Origin of the sequence: Protofrankia sp. BMG5.30, assembly GCF_001983005.1 — a bacterium.
Taxonomy (GTDB): Bacteria; Actinomycetota; Actinomycetes; order Frankiales; family Frankiaceae; genus Protofrankia; species Protofrankia coriariae.
The window spans coordinates 1-11,599 of the sequence record NZ_MOME01000058.1; the positions used below are offsets into that span (position 1 = coordinate 1).

An 11,599-nucleotide genomic window follows, 5' to 3' on the forward strand; every position below is an offset into this window, starting at 1 on the left:
GCCTTTGTTGAGGGTGACGGTCTCCTTACCGGCGTTGATGAGGTCGGGGTCGACGGTGTCCTCGGTCGGATATGGCCCGACGCCGAGTATGCCGTTCTCGGACTGCAGCACGACGTGTATGCCGTCCGGCACGTAATTGGGTACCAGGGTAGGCAGACCGATCCCGAGGTTGACATACTGCCCATCCGTGAGCTCGAGAGCGACCCGTGCTGCCAGCTCATTCCTAGACAACACGGACGGTCCTCCGCTCGATCCGCTTCTCCACAGACACCTGTACCACGCGCTGCACGAAGATCCCCGGAGTGTGCACCAGGGCCGGGTCTAGGTCGCCGGGCTTCACGATCTCCTCGACCTCCGCGATCGTCACGCGACCCGCAGCGGCGCAGAGTGGGTTGAAGTTCTGCGCTGACTTCTCATAGACGAGGTTGCCGTGCCGATCGCCGTAGCGAGCGTGCACGAGAGCGTAGTCGCAGACAATCGCGTGCTCCAGCGCGTACTCCACGCCGTCGAAGGTGCGGACTTCCTTGGGCTCCGACGCCTTCGCCGTAGCACCCGACCCGTCGTAGCGGAGAGGAAGCCCTCCGAGTGCAACCTGTGTCCCGACGCCACTGGGAGTGAAGAAAGCGGGGATGCCCGCGCCACCGGCGCGGAGTCGCTCGGCGAGCGTGCCCTGCGGGACCAGTTCGACCTCGAGCTCGCCGGACAGGAACTGCCGCTCGAACTCCTTGTTCTCTCCGACGTAGGAGCCCGTGGTGCGGCTGATCCGTTTGGCTCGCAGAAGCGAGCCCAGTCCCCACTCATCAACGCCACAGTTGTTGGAGACCGTCTTGAGGTCGTCGACCCCGGTCTCCAACAGTGCCTCGATGAGGGCCTGTGGGATACCACAGAGCCCGAACCCGCCGACGGCCAGCGATGATCCCCTGACGATATCTGCCACTGCTTCGGCAGCGCTATTGACGATCTTGTCCACTGCTCCCCCTTCGACCCCTAACTCTAGTTAGAAAATAGCGCCTTGCAAGCGTGTCTTGTGGTGCGAAGGGGTATCGGGATCATTGGATCAAAACGAAAATAGAATAAATGGAAGATATCGTAGATCAACATCTACTGAGGGTAGTGGTTCATAGACTGATGTCGCTCGGCTTATTTTGATCATTCTGCTGTCACGGGGTAGTGGTGGATGGTGGCAGGTCCGGGGTGGTGGGGGCGGGCTGGCCGGACTTCTGTAGTCGYTGCGTCGGCCATATTTGATCTTGCAGGGGCGAGGGCGGGGCAGGGGYGGGTTGAGTCGTTCGGTGATCTCGGCGTGGATCCGGGGTAACGCGGTGTGCCAGTCCTAGAACGAAAATCAACGTGAGGCTGGGCAGACGGACCTGACCCGTGGCCTGGCGTCGTGGGTTGGGCGGGGTGTCCGGTTGGTCGGGACGGTGTGTCAGGCCGTGGTCGCCGCATCCTGGGGATGAGGGTGACTCGGAGGCCGAGGCGCTCGAGGCGCCGGATGTGGCTGGCGATCTGCTTGCGGGTGTCCTTGTGCCGCTCGTGGTGGTCGGCGCCGAGGTCGTGATATCGGGAGTCCGAGTCGTTGACCAGGTGCCAGATGGTGATCAGGATCGAGCGGGACACCGCGACGATGACTTTCTGGGACCCCCGGTTGGCGCGGATGCGCCGGTAGCGGGCGCCTAGAACGTCTGGGTCCTGGCCTGCGAGARCACGGCCTGGCCAAGTGCGCCGGCTAAAGATCAATAGACGGTGTGTTCGAAGGGGAGCGGCAGCGCTGAAGCCCTGCCGCAAGGTTGCTCATGGTTGCCGATGGGGTCGATCTGACGACCGGGTGTGAGTTGCTTGCCTTGAGATAGTATCTAAACTAAATTAGAACAGACGAAGTCCCGCATGGACCGTCGCTGGCGGCAGGTGGCCTGCTGCCATGGAAGGAGAGATGATGTCGGTCGCTGGGGCCCGCACCCACATCGATCCTGTGGCGCTGCACGAGGCTTTGGGCGTGGCCAACATTCCGACGCTGGTACCGCTGCTGGTGCAGCTCACCGGCGACCGCAAGTGGACACGCCCACCCTACCGGCCGACTCGTGCCCGTGGTACGGACGACCACGATGACGGCGGCCTTCCCCCCGCGGTGCAACAGGAAATCCGCTCAGAGGTCGAACGGGCAGTGCTGGACTGGGCTGCGGGAGCACCGGTCGCGATACCCGCTCCCACTGGTCGGCAGTTACTGGAATTACTCGAGCTGTGTGTCGCCGAGGAGGTTCCCGAGGAGTTCGAGGCGATGACAGCCGAGCAGATGGGATTCCGACCCAGGCCTGCGCCGGTGCCATTCGTCGCCAGCAACGAATTCCGCGTGATCGTCGTCGGTGCTGGCATCTCGGGCATGACCGCCGCCAAGCATCTCCAGGACACCGGGATCGCCTACACGGTTATCGAGAAGAACGCCAACGTGGGCGGCACGTGGATCGAGAACCGCTACCCGGGTTGCGGAGTCGACACCCCGAGCTACCTCTATTCTCTCTCGTTTTTCCCGCGCGCGTGGAGTATGCACTTCGGCAAGCGCTCGGAGCTTGAGGAATATCTGGACGGACTCGCCACGCATTTCGATCTTCATAAGAAGATCCGCTTCGAGACCATGGTGGTGGCAGCGTCCTGGGACGATGACGCGGAACTGTGGACAGTCATCGTCCAGGACGCGGCTGGCACGAAAGAGGAGCTGACCGCAAACGTCCTCATCTCGGCTGTCGGTCAGCTGAACATTCCGAAAATCCCACAGCTCGAGGGGGCGAAGCGGTTCAAGGGACCGGTGTTTCACTCGGCGCGCTGGCCTGAGGGTCTGGACCTGACTGGCAAACGTGTCGCCGTCATCGGGACTGGCGCGAGCGCCATGCAGATCATCCCCGCCATTGCCGACACGGTGGGAGCTCTCGACGTCTACCAGCGCTCGCCGCAGTGGGTGTCGCCGAACAGCAACTACTTCCGATCGGTCGATGAGCGGATGCACTGGCTCATGGACAATGTGCCGTTTTACCGCTCCTGGTATCRCTCCAAGCTCGCCTGGGCCTACAACGACCGGATCCACGCGTCACTGCAGAAGGACCCTACGTGGCCGCATCCGGAACGGTCCCTGAACGCCGTCAATGACTCACACCGCAAGTTCTTCACGGCATACCTGATGAGGGAGCTCGAAGGTAGGCCCGACCTTGTGGAGAAGGCATTGCCGGACTATCCGCCATTCGGAAAGCGGATGCTGCTGGACAACGGATGGTTCGCCGCACTGAAGAAGCCTCAGGTCGAGCTCATCACGGCTGGGGTCGCGGCGCTGACGGAGACGGAAGTTGTCACGGTCCATGGGGAGAAGCGGCCCGCGGACATCGTGGTCCTCGCCACGGGTTTCGAGGCCCACAACCCCATCCGCTACCAGGCCACCGGCGTGAATGGACAAGTGCTTCAGGATCTGTGGGGAGCAGACGATGCTCGCGCGTATCTGGGCATCACAACGCCAGGTTTCCCGAACCTGTTCTTCATGTACGGGCCGAACACCAACCTCGGCCACGGCGGCAGCTTCATCTACTTGGCGGAAAGCCAGATCAACTACATCATCGATGCCCTGCAACACATGCTCTGCGAGGGCATCAGCTCCCTTGAGTGCAGGCAGGAGGTCAGTGACCGGTACAACCAGGAACTTGACGAGGCGCATGAGCGGATGGTGTGGACGCACCAGGGTATGGACACGTGGTACCGCAACTCCAAAGGCCGCGTGGTGACCGCAATGCCCTGGCGTGTTGTCGACTACTGGACGATGACGCGCTCAGTTAACCTGGACGACTATATGCTGCGTGAGAATGGTCGGATTATCAAACGACTAAAATCGGCCAGACACCCACCTGAACACGAGTAACTGGCGGTGTRCCGCGACCGCCCTCGGCTGTCGCGGCACGCGCTGTCATAGGAGATCCGGTGTTAGCGCCTGTCTGCTGCTCTGTTCGGCGTGACTTGGAGCATGGTCGTATAGACGGTGCTCATGGGCGTTCCGTCCCGACGATGGATACGAACGATACACACTCGCCGGGGCCTCCGCCGAGATTGTGGGTCAAGCCCATAGTTTTTCCCGTGCTGGGAATGCTCCGCTCCTCCGGAGCTTCACCACGAAGCTGCAGCCAGCACTCATAGAGCATGCGAAGCCCTGACGCCCCCACAGGATGACCGAATGCCTTCAGTCCGCCGTCGGGGTTGACCGGTAGTGTGCCGTCCAGGTCGAACGCCCCAGCCAGAACGTCCTTCCATGCGGTTCCGCGGGGGGCGAAGCCGAGATCCTCCATGAGGACGAGTTCGGTGACGGTGAAGCAGTCGTGCACCTCGGCCATCGCGATCTGAGCCCGAGGATCGGACACGCCCGCCTGGCGGTAGGCTTCCTTTGCGGATGCCTCGACCTCCGGGAAGGTCGTGAAGTCGTAGTTTGGGTCGATGTTACCGTCTGCCGCACCGGACACGAAGGACAACGCCTTCACGAACAGGGGGCGCTTGGTGTAGCGGTACGCGTCCTCGGCCCGTACTACGATCGCTGCCGCTGCCCCATCCGATACCCCGGAGCAGTCGAATACGCCGAGGTTTCCGGCGACCAGAGGGGAACGGGCGATGGTTGTCCTGGCCACTTCYTTTCGGAACTGGGCCCGTGGGTTCCGGGAACCGTTCTTGTGGTTTTTCCAGGCGATCCGAGTGAAGACCTCTTTCAACTGGTCTTCGTCCACGCCGTATTTCCGGCTGTAGGCCGGTGCCAGCAGGCTGAAGTTGGCTGGTGCCGTTGTGGTGCCAAGCGTGCCGCCCGTCCCGTCGCCCGGAATCGACTGACGAGTCAGACCGGAGTAGCCGGAGTCCTTCAATTTTTCGACGCCGACGGCCATGGCCATGTCGTAGGCGCCGCTGGCGACGGCGTACGCGGCGCCACGCAACGCTTCGGATCCTGTCACGCACATGTTCTCGACGCGACTGACGGGTTTGTCGCGGATCCGGAGCGGACGGCTCAGCGTCAGACCTGAGACGCCTGACATGTAGGTGCCGAGCCAGAAAGCGTCGATGTCGTCGATCGCGATAGATGTACTCTGCGTGGYTGCCCCCACCGCCTCGACGAGAAGGTCATCCGTGCCGCGGTCCCAGTGCTCGCCGAACACCGTACAGCCCATGCCAACGATTGCGACCCGATCACAGATACCTCGTGATGCCATCAGAGCCTCGTCTCATCCGTGCGAAGAGGTCGTGCCTTCCAGAAGTAGTTGTGCACGCCGTCGGCCGTCAGCAGGCGTCGGAATGTGAGGCCGACACGCAGACCGATATGTGCGTCTGCCGGGGCCGCGTCGGCGAGTTCGCATCGAAACCGACCGCCCCCGTCGAAGTCGACGACGACGGCCACCATTGGTGGACTCGGTGTGAACGCAAGGCGGTCAACAGTGAACGTCGCCACCGTCGCAGGCGTGTCACGCAGCGATAGCCGCGACATCTGGTCGACCGCGGAACATGCAAAGCACACCTTTCCCGGTGGCACATTGACCGCTCCGCACGCGTCGCACCGAGCCGCCTGAAAGGCGAGCTTGTAACCGGCGGACCGGCGAGTTGGCGGTGCCGCGGGCGGGTCCGGCTCCGGTCGCCGGGGTGGCTCGCGGTCGAGCATTCCCCGCCAGGTGAGGAAAGTAATGTAGCTGAGCTCACCGTGTGGGCCATCCGCCTGCCCCGAAACGCCTGTCGAGGAACGCCGGGACAACAGGTGCTCCGTGGTTCGCATCAGCATAGCGCTCGCACCGTCGGCGAGGTGGACCAGCGCGACGTTTTCGCCAGCGCCAGCGCGGTCCAGAGCTGCGGCGAGCAGTATCCCGGGCTGAGCCGCACCGGGGTTGCCGATGCGGTCTGCCAGGTTGTCGACCACCGCTTCGGGACGCACGCCACTGGCCTGCGCGAACTGCCGCACCGCGCGGGTGGCCAGACCGCTCACGACAAGGTRGTCGATCTGGCCAGGTGCGAGATCGGCTGCTTTCAGCGAGGTGGTGAACGCATCCTCAGCCAGCGGTCGGTAGACATGTTCGGCGAAGCGCTCTTCCCAGGTATGGGAAGCCTTTTCGCCGGGTGTCCGCCACCGCTCCAGGAACTCCTCCGTGGTCGAGGCGAACGCCAGTACGGTCGCGAGCTCGGGTGTCTCCGATGTGCCGCGTCCGAACAAGAACGCTGCGGCCGCGTCGCCACCCTCTCGCTCGTCGCTGCTCCCGGGTAGCCCGGTGCGTATGTCGGCGACTACGGCGAGAGCCGGGACTCGCGCCTCGCTCGCGRCCAGCAGTGCGCCGATGGCCGACCGCGGTGAGCCAGCCATGTCGACCGCCAGCGCCGCCCGATCAAGTCCGAGCGCGGCRTGCAGCACARCCGCATTGGTCTTGTCCAAGTAGGGGGGAAAGGAGGTGGCGAAATAGAGCCTCTCAGGCAGACCACGCTGTCCCTGTAGGGCAGCCGAGCCAGCCTCCACCCCCATGGAGACGACATCCTCGTCGTACRAGGCCACGGCGCGTGAGCCTCTCCCCCCCGAAGCGCCGAGAGCCGCCTGCATGTCGCTCCGACGAAGCCGGTGGTATGGAATGTAGGAGCCGTAGGACAGCAGGCCGGTCATGGACGTCCTTCCGTGGGGGAGCCGTTGACAGCCTACTTTCTAATTTAGGTTTGAGTCCAGTGTACGTCACGTGCTCCGTCGACGCGTACTCCGGCGTCGTGTCGACATGCCCTCGAGGGTAAGGACGCAGAACTGCTCCGCCAGCTGCTCCGGAGCCAGATGGTGATCGGCGTGGTACCACTCGACCGTCCAGTTCAGGGCACCCGCCAGCATCATCAGGACCACTGACAGGTCGAGGTCGGAGCGGATGTCCCCAGCGTCGGCAGCGTCGTTGAGCAAGCCCCGCCACAGGTCGAGGTAGGTCCGCTGCAATGGAAGGATGGCGGCTCGGACGTCGTCCGGCACCTGTCCGAGGATTCGCAGCATGGCCGAGGTGTAGTCGCCCCAGGCCAGGACGGACAGCAGGTGCGCGGTCATGGCCATCGCCAGTTTGTTGATAGGCGCGGTGCGTGTGAGTAGATCGCTGATGCTGCGCCTCACCGCGCTGTCGGTGCGTTCCCAGGCATTGTGCAGCAGGTGCACCACCAGGTCCTCGCGCGAGGCGAAGTGATAGTAGAGGCTGCCGGTCTGCATGTCGGCCTCGGTCGCGACGTCCACAAGCCGGGCTCCGGCATAGCCGTTCTCGCGAAAGATCTTCGCGGCCGCGTCGAGGATCCGAGYGGTCGTCGCGGCGCCACGTGTCTCTGCTGCGGGCTCCTCGTGCGTATCGGATGTGAGGGTAAATATGATCTTGTGTGACCGGCGYCGCTTTCCCTTGGAGGTCCCGAGCCCGTCGAGGAACAGCGCAGCGAACTGCTCCTCGAGACCACTGAGCGTGAGTCCCTTCGGCTGGTCGGGGTGGAACCAGTCGGGGGATGCGTTCATGGCTCCCAGGACGAGCATGCGGCACGCGGAGATGTCGAGGTCCTGACGCAGCTCACCCTCACGCTGCGCGTTCTCGAACAGTTCCCGCCACCACTGGCCGTACTCCCGCTRCAGCGTGAGGGCCTGAGCGCGGATCTCTTCAGGGACCTGTCCCAAGATGCGCAGGGTGGCCGCGGTGTAGTCACCGATCTCAAGGACGGCCTCGAGATGGGCATGTACGGCGATGCGGAGCCGGTCGAGGCTGCTCGTGGTGGGAGGCGCGGCGGAGACCTTGCCTATGACGAAGTCGTTCGTGCGCTGCTGGCCGACGCGCAGGACTTCCTGGACCAGGTCTTCCCGCGAGGCGAAGTGGTAGTAGAGGCTGCCAGCCTGCATCTGTGCCGCCGCAGCGATGTCCGTGAGGCGGGTGCCGGTGTAGCCGTTCTGACGGAAGATCTTGGCTGCGGCGTCGAGGATGCGCTGTCGTGTCGCCGTGGCCTTCTTGCCCGGGTGGGTGCGCACCGTTGTCATCGCCGTTCCTCTCTGGTTGACCCTCCGATTCTAAACGTGATGTGAGAGGCAGTGGCCGCCTCCTCGGCGGCTGGCTCGCGGTGACACCGTCTGTCGTAGGTCTGCCAGGCGGTTGGTGCTTGCACTCCTATACAAAATCTGCGTTCATTTAGACAGCAACGGCACCGGGCCGAGGCGTCGACGACAGCCAGGAGGATCCATGGTCGACTTCGTGCGTCCCGAGGACGACTACTTCCACAAGGACTCGATGACGGACAGCCCCTTCTGGAACGAGAGTGCTTGGTTCCCGTTCTACGTCGCAGAGCGGGACCTCTCGGGCTTCGTCTACATGAACCATCGGCCGAACATGAACTTCTCCATGACGGGCGTGGCTCTCTGGGACCCGTCGGGCGAGCAGATGTACKACTGCCTGTACCACGACTGGCTGGAGCTTGCCCCGCTCGACGTCCGCAAGGACGAGGTGGAGATGTTCGACTACAGTACGCCGAACGGGCTCACGCTGAAGTGCGTCGAACCCCAGAAGACCTTTCTGATGCGGTACGACCGCGACGGCTGCCAGCTCGACCTACGCTTCGACGCCACCATGGGTGTGGCCAACTCGGGCTTCCCGGACGGCTCACAGGAGTGGGGGCCGCACCACTACGAGCAGGGCGGCCGGGTCAGCGGGAAGGTATGGATCAACGGCGAGGAGATCGACGTCGACTGCGGGTCCAACCGCGACCATAGCTGGGGTCCCCGCCTTTACAAGGACAATCCGCGTGGTGACTTTCCGTGGTTTAACGACGGGAAGGGCTTCGCCTTCCAGATGTACAACATAGGCACCGAGCCGCTGGCGACAGATCCGATCGAGGGCACGATCGAGCCAGCGATCACCGGATGGATCCAGAAGGACGACAAGATCAGCCATGTCGTCTCCGGCACCCGGCAGGTCCTCGAACGTCGCCCCGACGGAGTGCCGTGGAAGTTGGCCATCGAGGGCACCGACGACATAGGGCGCACCGTCCATGCGGAGGGTGAGTGCAAGAACGTCCTCAAGTGGGTGCCCTGGGCCCGCTATCTGCAGTACTGGTCGCTCTGCGAGTGGACACTCGACGACGGGAGCAAGCAGTACGGCGAGGCGATCGAGTGGTTCCCCGGAATCCAGGCGCGTCGCTTCCTGCGGGGGTTGGGCCAGTCATGATCGAGCTGCTGCAGGGCGTGCGCGTCATCGAGTGCGCGATGCTGCCGACCGGTGACCAGACCAGTCGCCTGCTCGGGGATCTCGGGGCCGATGTGATCAAGGTAGAGCGCCCGGGTTACGGTGACTACCTGCGCGAGCTTGGTGATCGGATCACGCCGCAGAACAGCGTGTTCCATCTGCTCTGTAACCGCAATAAGCGCAGCGTCACGATCGATCTGCGGCAGGACGAGGGGCGCGACCTGTTCTTCAGCCTGCTGAAGACAGCGGACGTCTTTGTGGATGGCTTCGCCGGCGATGCGTGTGAGGCTCTCGGAATCGGCTACGAGGCGCAGCGCGCGGCCAAGCCGGACATCGTGTACTGCCAGGCAAGCGGCTTCGGGGCCCGCGGAGCATACAGCCAGATCCCTGTGCACGGCTACATGATGGGAGCAGTGGCCGGCCAGGAGCAGTACAAGCTCGACGAGCGGGGCGTGGTGCACCAAGTCCTCAACCCCGAGGGGCTGTACTTCTCCGGATCGATCGACGGGCCGCTGTCCACCGCACTGTACGCCGCCCTCACGACGATCGCGGCGTTGCGGCGCCGAGACCAGACAGGCGAAGGTGCCCACATCGACGCGGCGGGCGCGGACGCGGTGCTGRCCAACCAGGCTCTGGACGCTGTGATGGCGTGGAACTCGACGCGCATCACGGATCGACGCAACCCGCCTCCGCCGGTAGGCATGGACCCGCACAAGCGACCCAAGTACACCTGGTACGCGACCAAAGATGACCGGATCGTGCTCCTCGCCGCCATCGAGCACAAGTTCTGGGACAATTTCTGCAGAGCCGTCGRCCGGGAAGATCTGCTCGACATCAAGAACACGTCGTTCGCCGTCGACTTTGCCGACGGCGGCAAGGCTGATCTGCTGGACGAGCTTGTCCCCGTGTTCAAGGAGCGCACGCTCGCCGAGTGGATGGACATCGCGCGCGCACACGACATCCCCCTGTGCCCGGCGAACTCCAAGCAGGACACGCTCGACGACCCGCACCTGCGTGCCCGCGAGATCGTGCACGAGACGACRCATCCGGTCGCGGGCCCCTACACGGGCACGGGATGGCCGGCTCCGGTCTCGGGRCAGCCGTTCGATGTGGCCCGTCATGCCCCAGCGTTGGGTGAGCAGACCGACGAGGTCCTGGCCGAGTTGGGTCTCACGGCCGAGCGGATCGCACGCCTGCGCGAACGACGCGTGGTTTGAGGAGTATCCCGACATGAAGCGGAATGTCTTCCAGACGGAGCACAATCTGTTCCGCGACAGCTTTCGGCGCTTCCTCGAAAAGGAGGTTGTGCCTCACCACCTGGAGTGGGAGCACGCCGGCATYGTGCCACGCGAACTCTTCCTGGCCGCAGGGGCGAACGGCTTCCTCGGTCTTGATGTCCCTGAGCGTTTCGGCGGGGGAGGGGTGACGGACTTCCGCTACAACGTCGTCATGCACGAGGAGGTGCAGGCCGCGGGCGTCAACGCGTCAGGGCTGGGGCTCTCCCTGCACAACGACACAGCTGTGCCTTACCTACTTCAGCTGGCCAACGACGAGCAGGCCGAGCGCTGGTTTCCGAGGCTRGTCACGGGCGAGTTGATCACTGCTATCGCCATGACGGAGCCAGGAACCGGCTCGGACCTGGGCGCGGTGCGCACGTCGGCCGTGCGAGACGGTGACGACTACGTCGTCAACGGCTCGAAGACGTTCGTCACCAACGGCATCAACGCCGACCTCGTCATTGTCGTCGTGAAGACCGATGTCACCGCTGGCGCRCGCGGCCTGAGCCTGCTGGTGGTGGAGCGCGACACCCCGGGCTTCGCGCGCGGGAAGAACCTGGACAAGATAGGCATGCACGCACAGGACACCGCAGAGCTGTTCTTCGCCGAGGCGCGCGTCCCTGTCGCGAACCTGCTTGGCCAAGAGGGAAAGGGCTTCGGCTACCTCAGCAGGAATCTCCCTCAGGAACGCCTGGCCATTGCCGTGATCAGCGTGGCCGCGGCACAGGCGGCGCTCAGATGGACACTCGAGTACGCGCGCCAGCGCTCGGCTTTCGGGCAGCCCATCGGCTCCTTCCAGCACAGCCGCTTCACCCTCGCCGAAGCGGCGACCGAGGTGAGTGTGGCGCAGGCCTACGTCGATCGGTGTCTCGAGGCACACATCGCTGGTGAGCTCACGGCCGAGGAGGCTGCCATGGCGAAGTGGTGGTGCTCCGAGATGCAGAACCGTGTCGTCGACCACTGCCTCCAGCTGCACGGTGGCTACGGCTATATGACCGAATACCCCATTGCGCGAGCGTTTGTCGACGCACGTGTCCAGAAGATCTACGGTGGTACCAACGAGATCATGAAGGAAATCATCGGCCGCTCTCTCGGGCTGTAAGG

Annotated in this window: 9 protein-coding genes; 4 read left to right on the forward strand and 5 right to left on the reverse strand. The window is 63.9% G+C overall.

Annotated features, from left to right (window positions below):
* Both BL254_RS22735 and BL254_RS22740 read right to left on the reverse strand, forming a co-directional pair.
* Positions 1-231 (reverse strand): CoA-transferase (locus tag BL254_RS22735; RefSeq protein ID WP_305775656.1); only part of this gene is annotated, 231 nt, incomplete at its 3' end.
* Positions 224-970 carry a CoA transferase subunit A gene (locus BL254_RS22740; RefSeq protein ID WP_047221759.1) on the reverse strand — a complete coding sequence of 249 codons (747 nt, stop codon included), beginning with the start codon at positions 968-970 and terminating at the stop codon, positions 224-226. The genes BL254_RS22735 and BL254_RS22740, both read right to left, overlap by 8 nt.
* A 951-nt stretch (positions 971-1,921) precedes the next feature.
* Here BL254_RS22740 and BL254_RS22745 point away from each other — a divergent pair.
* Complete coding sequence (locus tag BL254_RS22745) at positions 1,922-3,898, forward strand: NAD(P)/FAD-dependent oxidoreductase (RefSeq protein WP_254858440.1); 1,977 nt, start codon at positions 1,922-1,924, stop codon at positions 3,896-3,898.
* Between the two features lie 121 nt (positions 3,899-4,019).
* Here BL254_RS22745 and BL254_RS22750 read toward each other — a convergent pair whose 3' ends face one another.
* From BL254_RS22750 to BL254_RS22760, 3 genes are all read right to left on the reverse strand, one after another.
* Positions 4,020-5,222, reverse strand: coding sequence for an acetyl-CoA acetyltransferase (locus tag BL254_RS22750; RefSeq protein ID WP_076845067.1), 1,203 nt, complete (start codon positions 5,220-5,222; stop codon positions 4,020-4,022).
* Positions 5,222-6,646 (reverse strand): OB-fold domain-containing protein, encoded by a 1,425-nt coding sequence (locus tag BL254_RS22755; RefSeq protein WP_076845069.1) that lies wholly within the window; start codon positions 6,644-6,646, stop codon positions 5,222-5,224. The genes BL254_RS22750 and BL254_RS22755 overlap by 1 nt, the downstream gene beginning before the upstream one ends.
* Before the next feature lie 66 nt (positions 6,647-6,712).
* The gene (locus BL254_RS22760) at positions 6,713-8,020 is read right to left on the reverse strand and encodes a TetR family transcriptional regulator (protein ID WP_076845071.1); all 1,308 of its coding nucleotides are present in this window, start codon (positions 8,018-8,020) and stop codon (positions 6,713-6,715) included.
* Positions 8,021-8,219: 199 nt separating this feature from the next.
* Between BL254_RS22760 and BL254_RS22765 the strand changes: the two genes are divergently transcribed.
* From BL254_RS22765 to BL254_RS22775, 3 genes are read left to right on the forward strand one after another with little or no spacing between them, the layout of a single operon-like run.
* The gene (locus BL254_RS22765) at positions 8,220-9,200 is read left to right on the forward strand and encodes a hypothetical protein (RefSeq protein WP_076845073.1); all 981 of its coding nucleotides are present in this window, start codon (positions 8,220-8,222) and stop codon (positions 9,198-9,200) included.
* A complete protein-coding gene (locus tag BL254_RS22770; protein ID WP_083731316.1) occupies positions 9,197-10,435 on the forward strand; it encodes a CaiB/BaiF CoA-transferase family protein in 1,239 nt (412 codons plus the stop codon). The genes BL254_RS22765 and BL254_RS22770 overlap by 4 nt, the downstream gene beginning before the upstream one ends.
* A 13-nt stretch (positions 10,436-10,448) precedes the next feature.
* Positions 10,449-11,597 carry an acyl-CoA dehydrogenase family protein gene (locus tag BL254_RS22775; RefSeq protein ID WP_047221754.1) on the forward strand — a complete coding sequence of 383 codons (1,149 nt, stop codon included), beginning with the start codon at positions 10,449-10,451 and terminating at the stop codon, positions 11,595-11,597.
* Positions 11,598-11,599 lie beyond the last annotated feature (2 nt).